19 protein-coding genes and 1 CRISPR repeat array are annotated in these 23,214 nt (G+C 61.0%); of the genes, 13 read left to right on the top strand and 6 right to left on the bottom strand.

Annotation, left to right across the window (positions count from 1 at the left end):
• Window positions 1–301 precede the first annotated feature (301 nt).
• The gene (locus A4R35_RS00035; protein WP_112425344.1) at window positions 302–598 is read right to left on the bottom strand and encodes a class I SAM-dependent methyltransferase; all 297 of its coding nucleotides are present in this window, start codon (window positions 596–598) and stop codon (window positions 302–304) included.
• A gap of 883 nt (window positions 599–1,481) precedes the next feature.
• Between A4R35_RS00035 and A4R35_RS23765 the strand changes: the two genes are divergently transcribed.
• From A4R35_RS23765 to A4R35_RS00060, 4 genes are read left to right on the top strand one after another with little or no spacing between them, the layout of a single operon-like run.
• Window positions 1,482–1,727 carry a hypothetical protein gene (locus A4R35_RS23765; RefSeq protein ID WP_146747040.1) on the top strand — a complete coding sequence of 82 codons (246 nt, stop codon included), beginning with the start codon at window positions 1,482–1,484 and terminating at the stop codon, window positions 1,725–1,727.
• A 21-nt stretch (window positions 1,728–1,748) separates the two neighbouring features.
• Window positions 1,749–2,831, top strand: coding sequence for a hypothetical protein (locus tag A4R35_RS00050; protein ID WP_112425350.1), 1,083 nt, complete (start codon window positions 1,749–1,751; stop codon window positions 2,829–2,831).
• A complete protein-coding gene (locus A4R35_RS00055; RefSeq protein ID WP_189361143.1) occupies window positions 2,828–4,048 on the top strand; it encodes an rRNA adenine N-6-methyltransferase family protein in 1,221 nt (406 codons plus the stop codon). Before A4R35_RS00050 ends, A4R35_RS00055 begins: the two co-directional genes overlap by 4 nt.
• 55 nt (window positions 4,049–4,103) lie before the next feature.
• Window positions 4,104–4,289: a hypothetical protein gene (locus A4R35_RS00060; protein WP_112425354.1), complete on the top strand. Its 186-nt coding sequence runs from the start codon at window positions 4,104–4,106 to the stop codon at window positions 4,287–4,289.
• A gap of 224 nt (window positions 4,290–4,513) precedes the next feature.
• Here A4R35_RS00060 and A4R35_RS00065 read toward each other — a convergent pair whose 3' ends face one another.
• Complete coding sequence (locus A4R35_RS00065) at window positions 4,514–4,858, bottom strand: hypothetical protein (protein ID WP_146747041.1); 345 nt, start codon at window positions 4,856–4,858, stop codon at window positions 4,514–4,516.
• Between the two features lie 59 nt (window positions 4,859–4,917).
• Between A4R35_RS00065 and A4R35_RS00070 the strand changes: the two genes are divergently transcribed.
• The gene (locus A4R35_RS00070; RefSeq protein WP_146747042.1) at window positions 4,918–5,142 is read left to right on the top strand and encodes a hypothetical protein; all 225 of its coding nucleotides are present in this window, start codon (window positions 4,918–4,920) and stop codon (window positions 5,140–5,142) included.
• Between the two features lie 9 nt (window positions 5,143–5,151).
• On the opposite strand, the gene A4R35_RS00075 is transcribed toward A4R35_RS00070, so the two are convergent.
• Window positions 5,152–5,355 (bottom strand): hypothetical protein, encoded by a 204-nt coding sequence (locus A4R35_RS00075; protein WP_112425361.1) that lies wholly within the window; start codon window positions 5,353–5,355, stop codon window positions 5,152–5,154.
• A gap of 123 nt (window positions 5,356–5,478) precedes the next feature.
• Window positions 5,479–6,036: a CRISPR direct-repeat array (repeat unit 37 nt; unit sequence GTTTCAATCCCAGACGGGCCGCTTCACTGATTCTGAC).
• Between the two features lie 569 nt (window positions 6,037–6,605).
• On the opposite strand from A4R35_RS00075, the gene A4R35_RS00080 reads away from it, so the two are divergent.
• The 4 genes from A4R35_RS00080 to A4R35_RS24030 all read left to right on the top strand — a co-directional run bounded on the left by A4R35_RS00080 (window position 6,606) and on the right by A4R35_RS24030 (window position 11,017).
• Complete coding sequence (locus A4R35_RS00080; protein WP_112425363.1) at window positions 6,606–7,055, top strand: HIT family protein; 450 nt, start codon at window positions 6,606–6,608, stop codon at window positions 7,053–7,055.
• 877 nt (window positions 7,056–7,932) lie between these two features.
• On the top strand, window positions 7,933–9,210 hold the full coding sequence (locus A4R35_RS00085; protein ID WP_112425365.1) for a TolB-like translocation protein: 1,278 nt from the start codon (window positions 7,933–7,935) through the stop codon (window positions 9,208–9,210).
• 400 nt (window positions 9,211–9,610) lie between these two features.
• Window positions 9,611–9,826 carry a TIR domain-containing protein gene (locus A4R35_RS00090; protein ID WP_112425367.1) on the top strand — a complete coding sequence of 72 codons (216 nt, stop codon included), beginning with the start codon at window positions 9,611–9,613 and terminating at the stop codon, window positions 9,824–9,826.
• A 36-nt stretch (window positions 9,827–9,862) separates the two neighbouring features.
• Window positions 9,863–11,017, top strand: a complete 1,155-nt coding sequence (locus A4R35_RS24030) for an AAA-associated domain-containing protein (protein ID WP_399355879.1) — start codon at window positions 9,863–9,865, stop codon at window positions 11,015–11,017.
• 1,848 nt (window positions 11,018–12,865) lie between these two features.
• Here the strand turns inward: A4R35_RS24030 and A4R35_RS00105 are convergent.
• Together A4R35_RS00105 and A4R35_RS00110 are read right to left on the bottom strand one after the other, a co-directional pair.
• The gene (locus A4R35_RS00105; protein WP_262982305.1) at window positions 12,866–13,564 is read right to left on the bottom strand and encodes an MgtC/SapB family protein; all 699 of its coding nucleotides are present in this window, start codon (window positions 13,562–13,564) and stop codon (window positions 12,866–12,868) included.
• Window positions 13,565–13,861: 297 nt separating this feature from the next.
• Window positions 13,862–14,089, bottom strand: coding sequence for a hypothetical protein (locus tag A4R35_RS00110; protein WP_112425373.1), 228 nt, complete (start codon window positions 14,087–14,089; stop codon window positions 13,862–13,864).
• A gap of 1,657 nt (window positions 14,090–15,746) precedes the next feature.
• Between A4R35_RS00110 and A4R35_RS00115 the strand changes: the two genes are divergently transcribed.
• The 4 genes from A4R35_RS00115 (at window position 15,747) to mgtA (ending at window position 22,420) form a co-directional block, all read left to right on the top strand.
• Window positions 15,747–17,390, top strand: a complete 1,644-nt coding sequence (locus A4R35_RS00115) for an NRAMP family divalent metal transporter (protein WP_112425375.1) — start codon at window positions 15,747–15,749, stop codon at window positions 17,388–17,390.
• A gap of 336 nt (window positions 17,391–17,726) precedes the next feature.
• Window positions 17,727–19,079, top strand: coding sequence for an NRAMP family divalent metal transporter (locus A4R35_RS00120; protein ID WP_112433907.1), 1,353 nt, complete (start codon window positions 17,727–17,729; stop codon window positions 19,077–19,079).
• Between the two features lie 43 nt (window positions 19,080–19,122).
• Window positions 19,123–19,338, top strand: coding sequence for a hypothetical protein (locus tag A4R35_RS00125; protein WP_146747044.1), 216 nt, complete (start codon window positions 19,123–19,125; stop codon window positions 19,336–19,338).
• A gap of 340 nt (window positions 19,339–19,678) precedes the next feature.
• On the top strand, window positions 19,679–22,420 hold the full coding sequence (gene mgtA / locus A4R35_RS00130; protein ID WP_112425379.1) for a magnesium-translocating P-type ATPase: 2,742 nt from the start codon (window positions 19,679–19,681) through the stop codon (window positions 22,418–22,420).
• 555 nt (window positions 22,421–22,975) lie between these two features.
• Here mgtA and A4R35_RS00135 read toward each other — a convergent pair.
• Window positions 22,976–23,214: zinc ribbon domain-containing protein (locus A4R35_RS00135; protein WP_146747046.1), on the bottom strand; the 239-nt coding region annotated here is incomplete at its 5' end.

The raw sequence follows: 23,214 nt of genomic DNA on the forward strand, positions 1-23,214 counted from the left end.
GCAGAGCCAGACCCGGAAGAGGGGAGGGGCTGCGGCATCAGGCTGAGCGCTCGCTGGGGCCATCACGAACCTCCAGATCACTGTCTCCTTGTTCTCGCCGCTGGGAAGAGAGAGAGACGGATCGACAGCTTTCCTCAGACAGGAGTATACAGCAGTGGAGAGAGGAAGGCAAGGAGGTGCGCGTCCGGAGAGAGGCGGTCTTGCGGCGCTGGGTGGCAGGCCGCGTCACGCGTACCAGCTCACGGACGACGCCGGGCCAGGCCTGGGCGGGAATGGCGGCCACCAACAGGCGCTGATGGGTCTAACAAAAGTGGCCGTCGGGAAAGGGCAAGCCTTCCAACACGTTCGCCCGGACAAAGACGCAGGTGGGGGGCACCGGCTGGGGCAGGGATTGCAAGGAGACGTCGACGCCCACCACGAGGGCGTGAGGAAAGAGGGCCTGCATCTCGAAGGCCCAGATGCCGGTGCCGGTGCCCACGTCCAGGATGGTGCGCACGCGCTCGGGAGCGAGCGGGGCCAGGTAGTGATTACTGAGCGTACGATACAAGGCGTGGTGCTGATAGTTGAGGCGCTGATCCTCGAGGGGATCTTTGGGCAACAGATACGGGACGTCGTCCAGGTACTGGCGCTGCCGGGGAGAGGGCGGCGCGCCCAGGGCGGCGAGCGCGTCGGGCAGGGCCGAGGCGACGCCAGAAGGCCATGCCTGTCACGGCTCCTTTCTGGGCAGGATGGACGAGATCTCATCAGGACGAGCAGATTGGGTGGCGTCCGGCCTGGTAGCCCTGGCAACGGAGCCTACCGGCGTCAGGTGAGGCTGAGCTGTTGGATTGGGCTGAGCCTGAGCTTGCCACTGCCCACAGCGCGGGCAGGCCGGCAGTCTTGCAGGCCAGCCGGTCAGCGGTTGCGGAAAGGGGGCCATCGGATCACGCTCCTTGCTCAACGGGTCCCGTGGAAACCCTCAGCCAGACGGGGCCACGGTCCTTGTCCCTGCCGGGGTCCCGATCTGTCATCAACGGCCTGGGGTACAGCAGGCGCTCGGGATGGGCCTGGCGTCCAGGACAGCACAGCAGGGCCTTGAGCAGCTGGCGGGGGGAGATACTGCCTCCTCAGGCGCTGATCGGGAGGGGTTCATAGCTCCTTCGCTGGCGTCGTTCCAGGCAGAAAGGAAACACTGGCGCAGGTCAGCCACGGGATTGTGCAGAGATCTTCCATTGGGCCACGGATCTCATCACGCGCTGGCAAGTGCGCTTGCTCCACGGCCTCCACCTGTTGGTGACAAAAGTGCTGCTCTGCTGCTCTCTCGTCAGCTGAGAGTCATGGCCTGGCTTGACAGCACCAGCAGGTGTGGCTATACTGATTCTGTCTCCATCTACTGTCGCGTTCTGCTGCAGAAGGATTGCTGGCTGGCGGTCGACCAGCCTCTTTCCCCCGCTCGGACAGGTTCCCTGCGCGGGGCCTTCGCTGACCTGGAGGAGGAGCAGATGACTGATTCTCCCCTGACGCCTGATCCCGAACGGTTCCCTCTTCCTTTCCTGCTGCACTATCTGGAGCCGGTGAGCGAACGGGAGGATGATCTCACCATTTCGGAAACGCCCTACCAGACCGGTCCTGATGGGCCGACCCACACAGACTATCTGGACGATGAGGATATCTCTGGGGGAGCACCCACTAACACCGGTCAGCAGGCGGACTCATCGCCTCAGGAGGACGCGGTCGTGTGGTGGTGAGAAGAAGGGGAGAAGCCTCCCATGACTCGACCAATCGTGTTGATTCTCACGCGGGCGGAAGATGCTCATGCGCCTCCGGTGATCCAGGAGCTACGGCGGCGCGGGGTACAGCCGGTTTGCCTGGATCTGGCTGAGCTGCCGACACTGCTGGCCCACTCCCCGCTGACAGCCACGCTGAGCACCAGTGTCCCGAACTGGCAGGGCCTCTGTCTTTGTCCCCGAGAAGCCTCCTGGAAGATTGAGGAGGTGCTGAGCGTCTGGTGGCGACGGCCTCGCTTCCCTCAGGCGGCTGACGCCTATGCGCCAGCCGTTCAGACCTTCATCCAGCATGAGACCGCTCGTGGCTTCCTGGGGGTCCTGGCTGAACGGCCTGTCTTGTTGACGTCGTCGGGCCAGCCCCAGAGAGCAGCACCTTCCGCCTCACCGCCTTGCTGGTGGCTCCGTCCGTGCTGGGTCAATCAGCGCGAGCGGCTGCAAGCGGCGGAGTATAAACCAGCCCAACTGCAGGCAGCCGTGCAGTTGGGCTGGCGCATTCCCCGCACGCTGTTGACCACGGACCCGGCAGCGGCGCGAGCTTTTCTGGAGCAGTGCCAGGGGCGAGTCATCTGCAAGGCGCTGGCGCGGGAGCTGTTGCCAGCAACGCCCCCGCTCACAGAGACTCAGGTGGTCTATACCCAGCGAGTCCTGCCTGAGCATGCTGGTTGGCTAGAAGGGGTGCGGAGTGCTCCCACCCTCTTCCAGGAGGAGATCCCCAAGGCGCTGGAGCTCCGGGTGGTCGTGATGGGGCAGCAGATCTTTGCCTTCGAGATCTATTCGCAAGCGTCTGAACGCACGCGGCTGGACTGGCGTCGCTGCTATACTGATCTCCGCTATGGACGGCGCCAGCTTTCCTCCGAAACCGAGCGTCGCCTGGTGGGTCTGCTGCGTCACTTTCGGCTGCAGTTTGCCGCAGTGGATCTGATCGTCACTCCCGAGGGAGAAGAAGTGTTCTTAGAGTTAAATCCCGCAGGTCAATGGTACTGGTTAGAACAACAGACGGGCGTGCCACTCGCCGCGGCGATGGCCACCGTCCTGGCCTCGCCCGAGGAGGTGGGTCTGTGGTGAGTGAAGAGGAAACCCGGCGGAGCCAGGAGCTCCGCGCGCAGCTCGTGGCGCACCTGCGGCGCTGCGGAGTGCTGCGGTCCGCGCGGGTGGCTGCCGCTTTTGCAACGCTGCCACGCGAAGCATTTGTCTCTCATTGCTACGTGCGGACGGGAGACGGTCGAGGCTGGCAGTCCTGGCAGGCAGAGGCCTGCGGGCCCGAGCGCTGGCTGGAACTTGTCTATACCGATCAGGTGCTGGTCACGCGCCTGGACGGGGACTGGCCAAGCAGCTCCAGCTCCATGCCTTCCTATATGGCGCGCATGCTGGAGGCCCTGGAGGTGCAGCCGGGCCAGCAGGTGTTGGAGATCGGGACAGGCACCGGCTACACGGCGGCCCTGCTGGCCTGGCTGACAGGAGAGCCTCGACGCGTGGTCACCGTCGAGGTGGTGCCAGAGCTGGCAGTGCAGGCCCGCGAGGCGCTGCTGCGGACGGTGGGACCGGTCCGTGTGATCAGGGCCGATGGCTGGCTGGGCTATGCACCAGCAGCGCCCTATGAGCGCCTGCTGGTGACAGCCAGTGCGGCCTCGCTCTCACTGGCCTGGTTGCGCCAACTGGCCCCGGGGGGGCGCCTCGTGTTGCCGCTGCAAGGGGGGCTGCAGGAAGGGCGGCTGCTGGTGCTGGAGCGCGCAGAGGCCGCAGAGGCGGAGCCGGGCAGGCTCCAGGGAAGAGGACATTGCCTGCCGGAGCCGTGCGCCTTCATGCCCTTGACGGGGGAGCGCTTCTGCTTGCAGGTCCTCAATGAGCTGAGTCGCCAGCCGGCTCGCCAGTGGCACGAGCCGGCTACGGGCCTGGTGCCCCAGGCCCTCCAGGAGCCTGCTGGGCGGTGGTGGCTGCAGTGGGCGACTGGCGCCTTTGGCACGGTGGGGCGCACGCGGGCAGGCCAGTGGATGGTGAATTGTTTGCAGCCGCAGCAGCAGGCCCTGGTGCATCTGGAGGAGGAGACGGCCTCCAGCTGGCGGGTGCGGGCGCAGGGGAGAGAAGCGGCGCAGTGGTGGCAGCAGCTGGAGGCTGCCGCGGCGCAGTGGCAGGCGCTGGGCTGTCCGCCCCCGGAGGCCCTGGAGCTGTGCTGGGAAGGCACCGCGTGCTGGTGGCAGGTGGGGACGACGAGGCTGCCGCTGGTCGTCCGTCCGGTGGAAGCCTCCCGCTCGTGCGAGGCGCAGGCGTCGGGGATCTCGTGAGCACCCCGTGGTGAGGGGGAAAGAGCGGGTGCCTCCGCCCCTGGGCGGTGGGTGAGTGCCCCAGCAGCCACTGAGCGAGCCGGGTACCAGCCCCTGCACCTGGTGGCAGCCCAGGCTGGAGCAGGATCGGCTGGAGGCGGATGAGCAGGGCCAGCGCCTGTGGGCAGAGACCGCGGGCGGGTGGCTGATCGCCCGGGCCACTCCCTGGGCGGAAGAGGAAGCGCGCCAGCAACGCGGGTGAAGGGAGGGGAAGCCGTGCTCGCCCCTGGGAGGAACGGCCCAGCCCGCCTCTCTGGCTCTCTTCTTCTCTCCCTGTCCGCCTGACTGGCTGCTGGTCTGCCTTGTCCCTCGGTGATCGGATCGGCTGTGCCGGCAGGCCCTGCTGGCTGGCAGGGAAGCCCTGTGGACCGGCAGGCTCGCCCTGCCTGCGAACGACCGTGCGGGCACGGGCAGGGCAGGTCCAGGTCAGCGACGAGGAAACGCAGGCGACGCGCTCCGGTCGACAGAGCCGCGGCCCGGTGCTACCTCCCAGGCCCGCGCCGCCTCCTGGGCAGCGCGTTGCGCTTCCCAACGCTGGCGCAGAGAGCGCGTCCAGGCCCACATCTCCTCCTGCCCCCGCTGCAGATAGCCGGCCCGCAGCGCCTCCGGCGGCGGCGCTGTCGCGGAGACCGGCCGTCTCCGATCGAAGCCCGGGTGATGGCGCAGCAACAGGAGCCGCGTGGGAGGAAAGACACAGGGTTGCTGCTCATAGAATAGAAGTGATCCACCAGCTCCACCAGGCGCGCTCGCAGCGTTTCCTCCTGTTGCCACTGTGCCTGAGCCACCTGAAGCTCGGCCAGTGCACGGTAGGAGCGATCGACAGCAGCAGGGTGGCCGCTCCGGTGGGCTTGCTCCTGGAACTGACAGACCTGCTGCCACTGCTGCAGGAAGCGCCGCTGCTGCGCCCGATCGACCACCGTGACCCAGGGAGAGGCCGTGCCATGATCCAGATGGCCTTCGCACGACTGGACGGTTGGAAAGCCCAGGAGATTGAGCAGCACGACCGTCTCAACGATGCCGGGGTCGATGGGCGTCCCCCGGGCATCGTCAACTGAGCCAGCGTGTTACAAGCTTCCTGCCAGCTTGCGCTGGTCCAGTCCAGCGTGAGAGGAGCTGGCCATCTCACCTCCACCTCGCCAGCGCCACCACACACACATCTTGCAGGTGTCACCTTCCTTCAACAAACCGGTGCCCAGGCACTGGGGACAGGTGACATCAGCACTGAAGCCGGTCCCCTGGCAGTTGGGACAGATCATGTGCTTCCCCATATCGTCTCCTTTGCGGAAGCACCGGTCCTGTCAGGGGGAACCCGCTCTTTCTCCCGGCAGGGCCTGCCAGGCTCAAGCAAGCCCCCCAGCTCTCGCTGCACTGTCAATGGCGTTATCCTTCACGTTTCAATCCCAGACGGGCCGCTTCACTGATTCTGACCCACCCGGCAACGGGGGATCGGCGAACCTTCTTCCTGCGGTTTCAATCCCAGACGGGCCGCTTCACTGATTCTGACCGAGGAGGCATTTGATGAGTACCGGGAGGGATTCCTGTTTCAATCCCAGACGGGCCGCTTCACTGATTCTGACCATAGGGAACCGCGATGGCTACTCAACCTGGCGGTTCTGTTTCAATCCCAGACGGGCCGCTTCACTGATTCTGACGCAGGCGGGGTGCTGCTTGCCGCCTCGGAGGGATAGTTTCAATCCCAGACGGGCCGCTTCACTGATTCTGACTGAGCGGGCGCGTGGCCGGCCCAGGTATGTATCTCTTGTTTCAATCCCAGACGGGCCGCTTCACTGATTCTGACGTTGCGACTGGCTAGCCCGACATTTGATGATGATCCTGTTTCAATCCCAGACGGGCCGCTTCACTGATTCTGACCCAAAAAACTTTTGGGAGTACCCACCCGTTGAGAAGCTGAGTTTCAATCCCAGACGGGCCGCTTCACTGATTCTGACGGTACCCCCTCTAGCGTAGCATCTGGAGCCGTCTCCGTCAAGCTTTTTCGATGATCCCAAAAAAGCGGTCATCATGCCAGCCATGTTGGCCCTCAGACGGCCTGGAAAGCCATTCGAGGATCGCTGCGTGGGAAGCCGGGTGCCGCGATCCTCGAAGTGACGAGCATCTCATTACAACAACGGTATCAGAGGCATGTTCCCCTCCTCGTGCGTCTCCTCGATGGAGCCGCCCTTTGTCTCCTCTCCACGCTGGAAACGGTCCGTCGCTGCTGGCCCCCAGGCCCGACCACGGAATGGCTTCTGAAGTGCACGGAGTGGCAAAGTGCCTGGCATCATGACCGCTCTAGAGCGGTCACTAGTGACCGTTTTTTTTGGGGATCATCGAATCTGCTTGACGGAGGCCGCTCCAGATGCTATCTTAGAAGGGGTACCGTCTGAATCAGCGGTCCTGCCCGTTTGGGATTGAAAGAGCTAGGGGCTGCTAGGTCTGAAGCAGCTCCTCTGCCCGTCGGCGATTGAAAGCGAGAGAGCATAGTGCTGCTGCGGCCTGCTCTCCAAAGGAAGACCCTATGAAGCCAGCCGCTGCCTGTTTCGTCTGCCAGAAGGTACGAGGCGAGATTGCTATTCCTGGAGGACTGATCTATCGAGATGAGTTAGTACAGGCAACGCATCTGTTTCCCAACCGGCAAGGATTGGTCTATCTGGGCTACCTGATGATTGAGCCGCTACGTCACGCGCCGGAGCTGGCGGATCTGACTGTGGAGGAGGCCCAGGCAATCGGACTGCTGATGAGCAGGCTTAGCCGGGCTCTTAAGGAGATACTCAAGGCGGAGCATGTATATGCTTTTGTGCTAGGTGATGACGTGCCACATCTGCATCTGCATCTAGTGGCTCGTCATCGTGGGGCCCCCCAGCAATACCGGGGTGTGCACGTCACGGAATGGCCAGAGGCTCCACGAGGAGGAAAGGCGGAGATCATCACGCTCACTGCACGCCTGCATGCTTTCCTTGCTCGTTGAGCACCAGCTCTCGCCTCGCTTACTGTGCGCTTGTCTGGACAGCATCTTGCAGCGTCCAAAACGCAGCGCTCTCTGGTACCGATCTCGATCGGCTCATGGAACCGCCCAACGGCGGTGCCTGCTGTCTCGCTCAGCCTCAACAAGCATAGTCCCAGCCAGACCTACGAGTCTCCTCGCCGTCGCAACGCGCCACAATATCCATGACGACAGGCGCATTCCCGAGGCGGATGAAGCATCAGCGTTCGACGATTACCCCGACGTTGCCTGGCGCTTTCGTCTACTCTACCTCCTCATCCCATCCAGCGCTACGATTTCTGGCTGCTCTGCTAGCGCAGTGTGCAGAGCAAAGCGAGAAGCAGCAGGAAGACATCCCCGATCACGACCGACCCCACTCCCCGACGAGAAAGCCCCGCCGAAAGCCTCTGGGAGGGGCCTCCGCTTCTCACCGCCAGTGTCTGGTCTGCGCCAGGATCTGCACGAAGCCCTGACTCATCTGAAGATGGCGGTAAGGAAGGCTGGTTCGGTAGATAGACAGCTGTGAATGAGTCAACAATGTCACCGTGAAACGGCTCATAGCTGCCTGCGGCTGCAGATGCTAAATGAAGCAGTGAGAGTGCCCCAAAGCATACGCTTCCGAGTGTCTCAACGAAGATCTGAGGCCCATTGCAGAGGTGAAGCCATGAGCATGATCGCACGGAGTACAGTCAGGACAATAAGCTGGCTAGTGGTTTTCTTCTGTCTCATCCTGACGGGTTGTAGTGCATCTATCAGCATTTCTGGAGGCGGCGGCTCCGGCCTCCAGCAAGCGACAGCAACGCCTACGGGGCCGGCGCAACATCCGCCGACTTCTACTCCCGCGCCCCGGAAAAGCGTGCCCATGCCAGTCACTCAGACCTCCTGCCCCGGCATCTCGCCCACCAACCCCTTCGGTACGCGCCCGGCAGTCATGCGCCCGCTGGCTCTGGGAAGCCATCAGAACCTTGTCTACATCTATAATGAAGGCCAGTCGCAAACCTCCACCGCCCACGGCCACCTGGTGCGCTACGACGTTACCACCGGTCAACGAGTAACCATTATCACCAGCGGCTTGCTCATCAGCGAGGCCCAGGTCTCTGCCGATGGGCAATGGATTATGTTTCTCAGCCTGCCAGATCCGCAGCGCGACCCCAACCATGCAGCGCTGCTCCAGATGGTACGCATGGATGGACAGGGCCTCCAAACTCTCTATTGCTTCCCTAAGCTGCCCTATACCCCGAAGGGCGGAGCCTTCAGCGCCTTCGAAGGACGGGGCATCATCAGCTATACTGGCTATCCCCCGGTTCGCTTTGCCTGGTCGCCCGACGAGCGCCATGTTCTCCTGTCTGCCGATTTGCAAGGCACTACCAGCCTGATGACGCTTCTGGATATCAGGACCGGGAACTTACGGCAGCTCTTGCTATACACACAATTTTGCGCGATCGCCATCCCTTTGACCTGGCTTAACAGCAGCCAGGCCTACATCGTTACAGAAAGCCGTGTCACCTGCGGCTCGCCGCCGCTGCCAATGAACCTCTACCTTATCGATGTCAACAAAAGCACTAATCCAGCCAATCCTGTATGGAATGATGTAATAGAAGAAAATGTTCGCTTTACAGAAGTAGCAGTAGATACCAGTCCTGACGGTTCGCGTCTCTTTGTCTCTACATGCGAACGATCAGGACCAGCAATCTCCACCATCGTGAGCGAGCCAGCGGTGGGGGGTTCTCAGACGACCATCTACCGTCAGCTGGCTTCGGCACAGAATCCCGAAAGCTGCGTAGAAAGCATACGGGCCGCTACGACGAGGACGTTACTGGTGCTCATGTCTGGCGCACCATACCAGGCCACTTTTCAGCTCGCTGTGCTCAGCAGCGATGGTCATGGTCAGCCTCGCGTGCTGGCGAACCTGGAACAGGGGAGCAGCTATAGCCTGGATCAGGCGGTGCCTGCGCTCTGGTCCCTCATCTCCCGTGATGGTCACCTCTATGCCATGACAGGGTCTAAACCGCTAGCCTACGGCAATAACCTGATCGAGGAAACGACGGTTTTCTACGGGAGTCTAAGCGGTGGGAAACCTGTAGCCGTAGCGACAGCCAGCAACGGCACGGTTGATGTTGTTGGCTGGACGGCGCTCTGATCTGAGAGGAGAGAGCAACCGGTGCAAGCTGCCGGTCTGGGGAAGTCTGAGGAAGTCCCGGTACTTGAAGGGCCTTCAGGAGCCAGATCGTGCCAGCCTGCCGCGGCGCCGCCTGTACCCGATCGAGATCTGACGCCTCCAGCTCGATCCCTCGACTGAGAGGCCAGCTTTGGCTGACCGGCTGATCAGTAAGCCTGGCTGGCATGTTGCTCCTTGTCCTCAAACGCTTGAGGACAGGGAGCAGCCTCTCTAAGAGCGCGCCGTATCGTGTACACTCAGGCCGACCAGGCCCTCGGCGATGGGGTCCTGGTACTGTCAGGCGGCGCCAGCCAGCGGGATGAGTGGTTCCTGCTCGACTGGTGCCTCCAGCATCAGCGGATGTGGCTGATGAGCGCTTCTAGTGCCCTCCTCAGCCCGTACGATCGCCTTAGTTAGCAAGACCGCCCTTCAGCCGCTCGAACAGGAGGGGGTGATCTCGCTCTGGCACGACGGCCTGGTTCGCCCTGGCTACGACGTCGACCAGGAACGTGCCAGCGCCTTGGCCCACGCCTCGATCGTCTTGCTCTTGTTCAGTCCGGACTATCTGGCCTCCGAGCAGGGCTACAGCGAGCGATAGCAGGCCCTGCGCCGGTACAATGCCGGCTTACCGGCGGTGGTGCTGGCTCTGGTAGCAGCGTTTCCACGGAGCAATCTCGGGCTGGAATTGGCCAGTATCCTGCTGATCTTTACCAGCCAGGCCTGGAATATGACCTTTAGCTTCTACCATGCTGTGCTGACACTGCCCCGTGATCTGGTTGATGTCTGTCGTTTGCTGCGGTTACGACCCTGGCAGCGCTTCTTGAAGCTGGAACTTGCTGCTGCCACCATTGGCCTGGTCTGGAACAGCATGATGAGCTGGGCCGGTGGCTGGTTCTTCCTGATGGCCTCCGAGCAATTTTCGCTGGGGGATCGCTCCTTCCGGCTGCCCGGCCTCGGCTCCTATCTCCAGCTCGCTGCCGACCGGGGCGACCCCTGGGCACTGACCCTTGGGCTGCTCACCTTGATCGGTCTGATTGTCCTGCTCGACGTCTGTCTCTGGCGTCCCCTGGTCGCCTGGGCTGAGCGCTTTACGCTGGAAGAGCAGGCCGAAGCAGCGCCGCCGCGTTCGCTGGTGCTCGATCTGCTGCGGGCCTCGCCGGCACTGCACTGGCTGCGGCAGCATGTGGGACAGCCCCTCTGGGAGGCGGTGGCTCAGCTGCTCAACCGCCTGCAGCCGCAGCCGGCGGGAACTTCGGCGCTGCTGCCTGGCTTGCAGCCTGCTCACCACGAGCGGCCTCGGTCCTGGCTGCGGCGAGGGGGCGCCCTGCTGATCCTGGGCCTGCTCGGGCTACTGGCCCTCTGGGTCTGCTGGCAGGGAGGGCAGCTGCTGGTCCAGGTGCCTCCTGCTACCTGGCTCCGCACAGAGGAGGGAGATCCGGTGCTGACAGCAGTGGGGCGCCAGCTCGCTGAGGCGGACGTGCAGGAGGAGAAGCGGCTCTTTCGCCAGCAGGCGCTGGCACGCATCGCCCTGCTGCGCCGCATTGCCGAGGACCTGGCCGCCGCACCGGGTCATCGCGTAGACGAGGAGCGTTATCTCGAACGCCTGCGAGAGCATTTCAGCGAGGGGGAAGCGGAGGCGCAGCTGCAGACGATCATTGACTTGGGCCGCTATGCAGAGATCTTTACCTACCAGGAAGAGGCAGGGGTGTTTGCGCTGGAAACGAACGAGGAGGCGGCGGAGCAGCCCACCGAGGCCGCTGGCGGCATACGGGAGAGAAACATTCGGTGATTTCCTTTCTTCTTTCCTTTGGCAGTCCTTCCTGGAATGGAGGTCGCACCAGCGCGGACGCGGCAGCGATACGATGACAAGGGCCTCGCTGTCGTGGGCCATCACTATCAGGTGATCCAGCCAGGCCAGGATATGGAAGCGCCTTCCACTGTTGTGGAGGCGATCATCAGCAGCCGTGCATCCTGCTGGGATGCTAGACATTCCCTGGCCTCTACGTGCAGCCGATTCGGGCGCGGGCGGTGTTGATCCTCACTCCAGGGAGGGCCGCCTGTCCATCTCCTTCGGCAAGCTCTGCGAGCAAGGGCCACGTCTGGATAGTGGCCCTCCTCACTCAAAGGTACTCAAGAGTAGAGTTCGTTGCCTCTGCATCAGGCAGATCCGATAACGATAGGCAACGGTTCTACACATGATCACAGGATACATACAAACCAGCATGCTGCTCCAGGGGGGCCATCTCTCCCCCCTGGTTTCCCCCAGAGGTCTTGTGGTCGCCACCCTGATAAAATCCGTAGGGGTGAGGTGCTCTGTGGTTACAGTGCAGACAGCAGCTTGAGGAAGTCAATAGCCACTTGAGGCTGGGGCCTACCACATCGCGGGCAATACTGGCCCCCTGCTGGGTATTGAGCCTGAGTGGCCAGAAACCCTCCAAAGTTTCCACCTCTATGGCAGGCAGGGGAGAGCTCCCCAGGAGAGCAGCGAGCCTTTCCGCCGCACTTGAACTCGATTGGGTCGCTCTTGTCGCCGCAGAGAGCCCAGGTCCCGCCCACATAGAGCTGACGCAATCGTGCAGGTGCCAGCTCACGATTCCGAGTCGTTGTGTGGCCTGACACCTTGGCTGCGGCTGCCGCCTGCTCTCCTCTTGCTAATTGAGGGCAGGGCAAGAGCAGCAGGCCCGCTTGCAGCGTTCTCCTTCGCAGGCTTCTTTCTCCCCTTTCGCTATGACCGCAAGGCGTCGATCTCTTGGCCAGGACGTCTCGTATTCATTCAATTGTCAAAGGATCTCTACTTCGTGCCTGCTGGGGGTGCAAGCCAGGCGAAGAAAAGGCCTGGCGAGGGTTAGGAGCTTGTCAACGACCCCCGGCTCAAGCCAGGGGCTTGCCCGCAGCCGCAGCGGCCCGGGCTTCAGGGCCACTTCGACAACAGCCCACTGCCCCGGAGGACAGCAAAGCATGGTGACTGGGTTGACTCTCCCTCCGCCAGGTGAGGCGAAGCCGAGGCTTCCTCACAGGTCAGTGCCTTGAAGCCTCATGGCACAAAGATGCCAGGAGAGAGGCTGCTATGTCAACCGCTGGCAAAGAGCCAGAGGGGGCCGCCTTCCTCCCCTGGATGAATCCAGGGGTCCCCGGCGGCACGCCTTTATGGTTGAGCTATAACGCGCAGATTCCCTGATACCAGTAGCTGCGCTCACTCGTGCCGCTAGAATGCGGGGCCGATCTCAACGGCCCAAATCTGCTGCTTCTATGATGGTACAGCGGCCAGCGTACGCGTGACGGCTCTCTGATTCAGGGATCAATAGATCTGCCTGCCTCCTTCCGGTCTCAGGGAGAAGGTTTCTGGTTAGGGGGCGTAAGAGCTGACGCTGTTCTGCTATCACATCCCTGTCCTTCTCTTCTGTCCCTGCTTGGCCTGACGGCCCACTGGCTCATAATCAGCAGCAAGATCATCACCAAGAGCGCGAATGTGAGGGTAAGTATCAGGACAAAAGCGCTGGCTAAGGCCAGCTTGTGCCAGGGGACAACCAACATCGCCAGGACGACCGGACCGAGCAGGCGAAGGAAGATCATCCACTGGCCCCAACGAGTGGATCGTTTCAGTTGAGCGTCTGGCTTCCCTGGCCCAGACATCAGCTCACCCCTCTCTCCTGTCAACCACGCTCCCCAGACGTGTGCTGCGCACTGGCCGACGGATCAACGCCGCCAACGGCTCCTCGGGAGCGTATGTCACCTGCTCACCGCTCTCTTCGTCAGCAAGGTGTGCTGCGCGAATACTCCAGCGAATAGCAGAGACCGGAGGCTCCAGGCTCAACTGTGCTACCAGCTGTTCAACTGCCTGCGTCTGCACTCCTTCACTCTGCAGCTCTGCGCGCACCATGATACATCTGGGGTCAGGCGAGTCTTCACTCTCCAGCGATTGCAGCACCAGTGGCCCTCCCTGGGTCTGCTGAAAGAGTAAGGAGCGAATAGGTATTTCAGACTCGCTGGGACAGGCCAACTGGACCTGATAGTGCAGCAGCAGCCCTCTCCTCTCTCGCTGCTGACTCTGACGGTTGATCTGCACAGAAAGTGGACGAAGCATTAGAAGAACGGCGACGATCATGGAGGCGCTCGGCCCGGCCAGTCCTGGCTGGCCTACGCCTGCCAATACCCCTATGGCTGAGGCACGCCAGAGCGTTCCCGTTGTGTTGAGGCCGCGGACGTTGATCTCTCCCATCGCGGGAATGACTCCAGAGCAGATGAGGCCAACGCCAGAGACCACCTGTGCCGCAGTGCGGGTGTCAAAGCCTATCAGCGCTGTTGTCAAGACGAACAAGGCCGATCCTGTTGTCACGAGTGCACAGGTCCGTAACCCTGCGGTACGCCGGCGATACTGGCGCTCCAAACCGTGATGGCGCCCCACAGGAGGGCCGTCATCACCCGTATGACGAATGGGAACAGCAGTGCCATGATGCTCTCCTTTCCGCATTCTATAGGAGCCAGGCTTCACGCCATAACCCTTGCTCACAGGAACGGCAGCCTGGAGCGCGCTTTGCCCTGCATGCTGAGAGGAGGCCTGGACTGCTCCAGTCTGGTGCTGACGCTCGCCTGGGCATGGTGTTACCCCTCAAGGGGAGTGACACCCCCGTCTCTACCAGTCAATAACTGGGTCAGCCTCCGTGTATCCTGCTCTCTCATGAGAGAGATCAGCCGTGGATGCATGATGATCAACAGGGCTGCCAGCCGTTTCAACCAGCTCCAGCACCATGGCGGGGTCGTCTGCCACAGCGTGCCCCAAGGCCTTCTCCCTGCCTCTCTTGTACGAGAAGATAGGCTGTGCCGCAGCTGAGATCAGCGGTGGCTTCATCATCTGCTGCATATGATTCCTCCTTGCCTGAGATGGTAATGGATATCCAGAGAAGGGATAGCTGAGAAAGGCGAGCAACAGAGGGCCAGCCATCCAATCGAGCCATTCAGGCTGGACCGGGAAAAGGCAACCAGGCAGCAGTGCATAAGCGCCAGGAAAGAGAGACCGTAGGAAGAGCACTGGCACATCGCGTCACATGGGCTTTGTAGTACTCTTGCCAGAGCTGCAAGCAACATTGCGCAGTAACGCGCCTTCGGTTGCCAAGCCACTCTCTTCCAGCTCTTCCAGCGAAGCTGGAGAGAAAGATGAGTCAGCTTTTCTACGGGCAAAGAGAGGAATAAGTACCCTCCTGAGAGAAAGGCGGAAAAGCTTTGCTGCGGCACACTGGTAAGGGGCAAATCCTTTCAGCATGCCCCAGACACCTGTTCCTTAGACCGCCCGTTGCGAGTGCGAGGCAGGAGGAAACTGCGCTTACTGGCGCCAGGCATGGGCTTCTCTGCATCGTGCCTTGTACCCACAACGGAGAAAGGTTGCCTTTTCTTCAGGAGAGACTCTCACTGGACTGCCAGGGTCAGCCTCCATCGCTGCGATCCTTTCCTCCTCTGTTTGGCTTGACACTCTTGTGAGAGAAACGACACCTCTGTGAAGGATGTTCCTCTTGCTATATCCCCCACTGGGGGATATGAGCAGGAGCAAGTATAGTCGCTGGGATAGAGAGCTGTCAAGTGGCACAAGGTCACCTTCTGCTGGAGGCCCATCGCTCCCCGTTAGGAATGCCACTACCAGACTAGAGGAGATGTTTCTCCTCGTCGCCTTACGAAAAGAGAAGAGGATGGTGGTCAACACCAGCGAGCTACGGGCGTCCTTGATAGGCGAGCTAGTCGTGGTGGCAAAGGGAGGCCCGTCGCAGTAGCGGTCTCAGTTCATGGGGGGCTCTTGACAATGCCTCACTTCGCGGGCTATACTTCCTAACGGAAGATATCCCCTACCAGGGGATAGGGATAGAGAGGACTCCTTCAGCAGAGGAGTCTTCTTCTCTCAGAACATTAGCGACCCAAGCAGAGGAGAGAAGGATCACTTCGATGGAACCTGACCCTGGAAGTCCAGGTATAGCCTGTTCTGAAGGGAAGGCGACTCTCCTCCGTTGTGGGTACGAGGCTCGCTCCTGACTGGTCTCTGCCTGCGGGCAGAGTTTCCTCACGCCTCGTACTCGCAACGGACGATTTGAGTCCGTACGAGTGTCCAGGGCGTGAGGGAGGAAGCTGCCTGCGGTGGAGAACGTATTCTTTCGTTCCTTCCGGTCCGCGCACGGCACTCTTCAGAGTGCGCTTCGCAGTCTTAACAGCATCCTCATCCTCATCAGCCCCATTTGCTGCGCTGGAAGCCGACGGCTTGCCAGCGGCAGGCGCTGTTGCACTTCAGCGTACCACCAGGATCTCCGCCGGTAGTGGAAGAGGGCGACGCGGCCTGGCCTAAGCCGCCAGATTCCTTTCCGTGTGATGGCTGACCGGCACCGAGGACGGTGGCGTCTGATCTGGCTCTCGTGCAGCATCTGGGTCACCTTTCCATAGTCGGGCCGGCTCCCAGACCGGTCGACTGGCAGCCTATGCCTGGTCTGTCCTTGCTGCCACCCTCGCTGGACCCTATCACCACTTCAAGGAGGTAATTCATGCAGCAGATGACAGAGCCACAGCTGACTACGGCTCCGGCGCAGCTTGATCCGGCCCATATCGGAGACATTCAAGGGGCCTGGGGGACCCTGTCACAGACCGCTCAACCGCCGCGCCAGGGCTGGCTAAAACGGTTAACCACCCTGCTGATCATCATGGGGCCAGGACTGGTCACCATGATCGGCGATAACGATGCGGGCGGGGTCGCAACCTATACCCAGGCGGGCCAGAACTATGGCACCAGTCTGCTCTGGACCTTGCTCATTCTGATCCCTGTGCTCATCGTCAACCAGGAGATGGTGGCTCGCCTGGGCGCCGTGACGCGCGTTGGTCACGCCCGACTGATCTTCGAGCGGTTCGGCAAATTCTGGGGCCTGTTCTCGTTCCTCGACCTCTTTCTGGTCAATTACCTGACGCTGGTCACAGAGTTCATCGGGTTTGCCATGGCCCTCAACTACTTCGGAGTCAGCCCCCTGATTTCCATTCCTGTGGGCATACTCGGCCTGATTGCCATCGTGATCACCGGCAGCTTTCGCCGCTGGGAGCGGGTCATGTGGATCAATTGCCTGGTGAGCCTGCTCATGATCCCCATTGCCTTCTTGCCCCACCCGGCCTGGGGACCTATTCTGCACGATACGTTCATCCCCGGAGTCGCTGGCGGCCTGAACGCCAACGCACTGCTCACGATCATCGCCATTGTCGGCACAACGGTGGCTCCCTGGCAACTCTTCTTCCAGCAGTCCAATGTCGTGGATAAGCGTATCACTCCCCGCTGGCTGCGCTATGAGCGGCTGGACACGATCATTGGGAGTCTATTGACCAATATCGAGGCAGCGGGGCTGATCATTGCCGCAGCCTTTGCTTTTGCTGGAACAAAGTACTTTAATAACTTCGTCGATGCAGGAACGACGGCGCAAGCGTATGCTGCACTGGGTCACCCGATCATGGGGGCCCTGTTGATGATCATCCTGCTGAATGCCTCGATGCTTGGGGCCTGCGCCGTCACCCTATCGACAGCCTACGCAGTCGGTGACGTCTTCTCTGTAGCCCATTCCCTGCACCGCAGGTTCCACGAGGCCAGGCTCTTCTATAGCGTCTACATCCTGCTCATTGTGCTGGCAGGTGGCTTGGTCCTGATCCCCAGTGCCCCATTGGGACTGCTGACCTTCGCCGTCCAGGCACTGGCTGGCATTCTCCTGCCCAGCGCGACGGTGTTTCTGGTGCTACTCTGCAACGATCGAGCAGTGCTCGGACCCTGGGTCAATCGTTTCTGGCTCAATGCCGTTGCTACGGTGATCGTGGGGCTGTTGGTAGCGCTCTCCTTCATCCTGGCGATGACCACGCTCTTCCCCACTGTGGATGCGATGTTGCTGACCAGGGTGGTGTTCGCTATCCTGCTGGCTGTCTTGCTGACGCTGGGCGTTCTGGCAGCCATTCGACGCCTGCGCCGGGGTCCTGACCCTGAGCTGGAGACCCTGATGCGGATGAAGAAAGAAGACTGGCAAATGCCGCCTCTTCAGGAGATACCTCGCCCGAGCTGGTCGCTGACGCGCTGGGTGGGGATGGTCACGCTGCGGGCCTACTTGATTGTGGCCATGGTGCTGCTGGTTGTCAAGGTTGTGGAGCTGGCACTTGGCCACTGACTCAACGGTTGACCCTGCGTGGAGCGGGTGCTCCTCCTCCCCTGGTGACCAGCAGGAGAAGAAGAAGCGCTCGCTCTCCCAATGAGGGCCCTGGTCCTCCCAAGGGAGGATTCGGGGCCATGCCAGGAAAGTGCTGGTGTTGTGCGACAGATGCACTAGCCAGCGCGAGAAGCCGTCTGCACGAGATCACTTCGACCTCGTGCTTTTCTCTGGCCCAGCAAATTTTATGATTACAAAATTTGATATTAGATAAGTCAAAAATATTAACAAGAAGCGACTGGCGAGCCGCTGGCTGGTGCGATGGCTCTGGCAGTCGCTCCGCTGGAGGTAAGAATCATGGCCCACACAATCATCCCATCGTCGCCAGAGATTCCTCCGCTGACCAGTGAGGACCTCAAGCGGGCTCGTGATCGTCTGCGTGTCGCACGAGCGCGTGGCCATCGCTGGGGGTGGCTCTCCCTGCTCTGGCTGCTGATTGGCCCCGGCGTGCTGGTGATGCTCGGAGAGAACGATGCACCGAGCATGCTCTCCTATGCTGCCACAGGGGCCACCTATGGTCCGGGCTTTTTCCTGCCATTTATTCTTCTGACCTTCCTCATGGCCTTCATCGTGCAGGAGATGACAGTACGTCTGGCAGCGACGACGCATCGGGGGCATGCCGAGCTGATCTTTGAGCGCTTTGGGCCGTTCTGGGGCACGTTCGCCCTCTTCGACCTGGCGCTCGGCAACCTGATGACCCTGGTCACCGAGTTTATCGGGATTCGGGCCGGGCTGGGCTTCTTTGGCGTTCCGCCTTTGCTTGCCGTGCTGCTAGCTCTCTCGGTCATTGTCCTGGTCGTACTGACGCGCCGCTACTGGACCTGGGAGCGCCTCAGTCTGGCGCTCGCCCTTTTCAACCTGGTCTTCATTCCGGTGGCAGTGTTGGCTCATCCAGACCCTCAGCAGTTGGTGAAGGCTTTCCTGACTGGGCGCCCTTTCCCGAGTTGGGATAAGACGACGCTCTTGCTCTTGCTCGCGGATATCGGGGCCACGGTGACACCCTGGATGCTTTTCTTCCAGCAAAGTGCGGCTGTCGACAAGGGAGTGGCGAGACAGGACATTGCGTATGGGCGCCTGGATACGGCTCTGGGTGCCCTGCTGGCCGCCATTGCTGGCATCGCCACCGCCATTGCGACCAACCCGCTGTTCTTTCATCATATCAATGCCTCCTCATTCGCCGGGGCAGATTTTGCCCGGGCTTTGCAGCCCTACGTGGGGAGCGTTGGGGCGGCGCTCTTTGCGCTGGGCATCACCGAGGCCGGGCTGCTGGCGGCGATTACGATCGCCTCTTCCTCGGCCTATGCCTTCGGGGAAGTGACCAGGCAGCCACATAGCCTCAATCGGTCGCTGCGTGAAGGATGGCCCTTCTACTGCGTGCTGCTGCTGGCGGCTGGGTTGGCTGCAGCTCTTGTGCTGATCCCCAATGCTCCGTTGGAGTTCATTGTGCTCATCGTCAATGTCTATGCAGTCCTGTCCATGCCACCGGCGCTGGTCTTTCTCACGGTGCTCGTGAACGATCGCGACATCATGGGAGAGCAAGCGAATGGTCCCCTGGCCAATCTCCTGTCGGTGACGGTGACGCTCTTTATCTGCCTGGCCGGTCTGGTCTACGGGATCGCCACAGTATTTCCAGGGCTGTTGCCTTCCTGAGCAGGAGCAGTCTGGAGGGAGTCTTGATCAGAGAGGAGGAGACATGGACAAACTACCACCAGCGCATATGAACACAGAGCACGATCTCGCCTGGGTGCGCGAGGCCCTTGAACCTGACCAGTTTGCTGAGAGCAAAGTGCCACTGGAGCGGCGCCGGCTCGGACCAGGTTTGCTGGTGCTGCTCTGGGTATTGCGGATCTATGTGATCCTCATGACGGTGCTCATTGCGTATCAGGTCTGGCAGGCACTTCATCCCTAGAGGGCGAGTGGTAAACTGGAAGGGCAGCAGAGATAGCACCTGGCCTTATCGCTTCTGCCCTCGCCCCCACATCTCTGGCAGCCAGGCGTGCTCTACTGTTTCAGCTTCCAACTGCTGATATGGAACAGCGCGCTTGACGAACGGTGCCCGCATGGCTGGCTTGACTGGCTGCTGGCGAGGGCAGTATGCTACTGGAGCGAGCACTGGAGCAAGGTTCTCCTACCTTGCTCCCTTTGTCGGAAGATCTCGTCCAGCCCGCTATGAACGCTGATTCAGCGTTTGTTTGCCCAACAACTGATCATGAGAGGAGTAAGGTAGGCCATCTGGAGAAAGGGAGCCTATGTTGAAACACGTGGCACGTCGTTGGGGCAGAGCAGTCGAGGGTTACACTTTTTCGGGACATCCACAGCTCCAGCAGGTGCTCCACTGTGATCTGGCACAGACGCTGCGCCTGCTTGGAGCCAGCTTGCTTGGCCTCACGGACGCCGTGGCTGCTCAGCGTCTGCAGCAGATTGGGCCGCATTACCTGCCCGACCTGCGTGCTCGTCCCTGGTGGCACCGTCTGTTACTGGCTTTCTGGAACCCGTTTCTCATGATACTGGCTGGCCTGGGCCTGGCTTCTTTTCTGAGTGATCTCTTCTTCACCAGCCCTGCCGATCGGAGCTGGTTCAAGGAGATGCTCCTGGCAGCGATGCTGTTGTGCAGTGGTGCCGTGCGCTTCTGGCAGGAGCGTCGAGCTGAGCAGACCATTCGTCCACTCGCCAGGACGGTAAGTAGGACGGTGCAGGTCCTGCGCCGCGCCGATGAGCAGGCAGCGCCAATGCTTCGCCGGATTCCACTAGAGGAGGTGGTTCCAGGGGACCTGGTCCTGCTTGAGGAGGGGCAGGTTGTGCCCGCCGATGTCCGTCTCGTGAGCGCGCAGGCGGTGTTACTGGATCAGTCTCTCTTCACCGGAGAGGCCATGCCGGTCGAGAAACACGACAGTGAGCAGGGAGGACAGGCTGTACCTCGCCTACGCAGTCGCACTGATCGTTCGCTTCTGGCTCTGCTCGAATCTCCCCATCTCTGCCTGATGGGGTGCAACGTCATCCGAGGGAAAGCGGTAGCTGTTGTGATCGCCACGGGGAGCGCCACCGTCTTCAGCAGGTTGGCCAGGCAATTCCTCAGGCGCCCGCTTCTCTCAGCGCTGCAGCAGGAACTGAACCAGGTCAGCAAAGTGCTGCTGGTCAGCCTCTTACTCATGATAGCCTGCCTGTTGCTGATCCGGGGAATCACTCGCGGTGACTGGTCTGAAGCAGTCCTCTTTGCACTGGCAGTCGGTGTAGGATTGACCCCAGAGATGCTGCCGCTCGTGGTCACGGCAGCGCTGGCCCGCGGTGTAATTGGGCTCGCCCGTGTGGGTCTGGTGGTCAAACACCTGCCAGTAGCCCAGATGCTGGGAGCACTGGAAGTGCTCTGTCTGGACAAGACAGGCACGCTAACCGAGGCGGCGATGCAGCTCGTGACAGCGATCGACGTCTCTGGCCAGGAACAGGACAGGGTTCTTCGCCTGGCAGCGCTCTCTGTCCTGGCGCAACAGCAAGGAGCGGCCCAGGGCAATGATCCTTTCGCACAGGCGATTCTCACAGCGGCACGTCAGAGAGGTATCCGGCTCCCAGCAGGAGTGGTCTTCGGCGAGGTGTTGCCCTTTGATCCCATCCGAAAGCGAGCCTCTGCCATTGTCAGCGCTTCACCTGAGAGCGCGTCAGCAATGCAGAGACAGACTGCAGCCCTGCTGCTCTGTCAGGGCTCTTTTGAGCCAGTGCTGGCCGTTTCCTCTGCGGTTGAAACGCGTGAAGGAGTGCAGCCGTTGACCGAGGTGAGCCGGCTCCAGATCAGACGTCTGGCCCGATCGTTACAAGAGCAGGGCTTACGCGTGCTGGCAGTGGCCTACAAGCCAGTCGAGACCCAGCGTACGCGTGCGCTTGCCTCCGAGGAGCAAGAGTTGATCTTTGCGGGGCTGCTCGGCTTGAGCCAGACGCTTCGCCAGGGGGTCCACAGGGGCATAGAAGCACTGCGAGCAAGCGGCATCAGACTCAAGCTGGTAACGGGCGATGACGAGCGCCTCGCTGTGCGCCTGGGAGAGGAAGTGGGTTTTGATAGCCGGCGTGTCCTTCTGGGCTGGGAACTAGAAGGGCTGAGCGAGAACGACCTGGCGATGTTAGCCGGGCAAACCGACATCTTTGCGAGTATCACGCCGCTACAGAAAGCTTTGATCGTGCGCGCACTCCAGCAGTCAGGCGCGGTGGTGGGCTATCTGGGCGACGGACTCAACGATTTGCCGGCCTTACGACGCGCTGACATCGGGCTGGCGGTGAGCGGAGCCACGGGGAGTACGCAGACTGCTGCCATGGTGCTGATGCAAACGAGCGAGCTGGCACGGCTGGCTGCAGGGATACGCGTGGGCCGCCGGGTATCCCGGACCATTGGGAAATATCTGGCGATCACCATCAGCTCAAACTTTGGCAATGCGCTCAGCATTTTGCTGGCAAGCCTCTTCCTTCCATTCCTGCCAATGCTTCCCGCGCAATTGCTCATGCAAAACGTGTTATATGATCTGACCCAGATCTCTCTCGCCTGGGATCACCTCGATCCGGAGGAGCTTCAGGAACCTCATCGCTGGCATCTTGCTCCGTTGCTGCGCTTGATGCTAATCATGGGCCCCCTGAGTTCGCTCTTTGACATCCTGACGTTCCTGATTCTCTGGTGGTTCTTCGGTGCACGTACTGTTACAAGTGCTCCTCTCTTCCAGTCAGGCTGGTTTCTGGAAGGACTATCCTCACAGATTCTGGCTGTGCATCTGCTGCGCACCCATCGTATTCCCTTCCTCCACAGTCGAGCGGCTCTTTCGCTCCTCCTGGCAAGCGGAGGCGCACTGGCTGTGGGCTTCTTGCTCCCAATGACACCTCTGGGAGCGCTGCTGAGTCTGGTGCCCCTTCCTCCCATCTACTTCCTCTGGCTACTGCTTGTGCTGAGCGGCTATTGTCTGCTGACAGAGCTGGTCAAACGCTGGCATCTTCATCGTTTTGGAGGCTGGCTCTAGTCCAGCTCCCTGGCAATCGATAGGCGCTTGCTGGACATCACACCGGAGCTGCCCCCCTAACATATGAGGAAGGAGTCAACGCAGGCTTACAGTTGTTTGGCCCAGAAAGCCCCGGTCTTTCCAAGCCGGGGATGAATGGGCGTTTCTTCAATCAACGAACTGTGATAGATCGTCTTGACCAATCTAGGGGATATCAGGTACGTTAGAAGGCGAAGAGAACCTTTCGTGTCTATGGAAGTTTGCCTACGGTGAGTCTCAGGTGGCTGCTACCAGTTAGATGACGGGCGGGACAAGAGCGCTTTCCGTCACGGTGTGGAAGAACTTTTCGGTGTACTGGTGGGCTACCTCTCTGGTCCCTTGCATCCTGAAACACACGAGGAACGTCGCAAACGTCTCTCCGAATGTGTGCTGATTGAAGAGGAGAAGGACCATCCGATGCTGATCTACGAATCCAAACTGGACGGAAACCAGAGGCAATACGCAGCCATAGATGAGCCTCTTCGCATTGTTCAGTTCATTCGCAATAAATGTTTGCGTCAGTCAACGACCCCCGGCTCAAGCCAGGGGCTTGCCCGCAGCCTCATCGGCCCGGGCTTCGGGGCTGGTTGACAGCAGCCCACTGCCCCGCAGGACAGTACAGCGTGCACGCGCTCGAATGTTGCGCGCTGCATTGATGTCGGCATGCTCCTCGGCCCCGCAGTGTGGGCAGGTGAAGCGATGCCGGCGACGGGTTCCTCGCTGCCCGCAGTGCGAACAGAGCTGGCTCGTGTAAGCCGGGTTCACCTCTGCCACGT

The sequence above is a fragment of the Thermogemmatispora tikiterensis genome (assembly GCF_003268475.1).
Taxonomy (GTDB): Bacteria; Chloroflexota; Ktedonobacteria; order Ktedonobacterales; family Ktedonobacteraceae; genus Thermogemmatispora; species Thermogemmatispora tikiterensis.

What these genes read in the sequence shown, in the direction of transcription:
- A4R35_RS23765 (WP_146747040.1), top strand. Translation starts at nt 1,482, where the DNA reads ATGACTGATTCTCCCCTGACGCCTGATCCCGAACGGTTCCCTCTTCCT.
- A4R35_RS00050 (WP_112425350.1), top strand. Translation starts at nt 1,749, where the DNA reads ATGACTCGACCAATCGTGTTGATTCTCACGCGGGCGGAAGATGCTCAT.
- A4R35_RS00075 (WP_112425361.1), bottom strand. Translation starts at nt 5,355, where the DNA reads ATGGGGAAGCACATGATCTGTCCCAACTGCCAGGGGACCGGCTTCAGT.
- A4R35_RS00080 (WP_112425363.1), top strand. Translation starts at nt 6,606, where the DNA reads ATGAAGCCAGCCGCTGCCTGTTTCGTCTGCCAGAAGGTACGAGGCGAG.
- A4R35_RS00085 (WP_112425365.1), top strand. Translation starts at nt 7,933, where the DNA reads ATGCCAGTCACTCAGACCTCCTGCCCCGGCATCTCGCCCACCAACCCC.
- A4R35_RS00110 (WP_112425373.1), bottom strand. Translation starts at nt 14,089, where the DNA reads ATGCAGCAGATGATGAAGCCACCGCTGATCTCAGCTGCGGCACAGCCT.
- A4R35_RS00115 (WP_112425375.1), top strand. Translation starts at nt 15,747, where the DNA reads ATGCAGCAGATGACAGAGCCACAGCTGACTACGGCTCCGGCGCAGCTT.
- A4R35_RS00120 (WP_112433907.1), top strand. Translation starts at nt 17,727, where the DNA reads ATGGCCCACACAATCATCCCATCGTCGCCAGAGATTCCTCCGCTGACC.
- A4R35_RS00125 (WP_146747044.1), top strand. Translation starts at nt 19,123, where the DNA reads ATGGACAAACTACCACCAGCGCATATGAACACAGAGCACGATCTCGCC.
- mgtA (WP_112425379.1), top strand. Translation starts at nt 19,679, where the DNA reads ATGTTGAAACACGTGGCACGTCGTTGGGGCAGAGCAGTCGAGGGTTAC.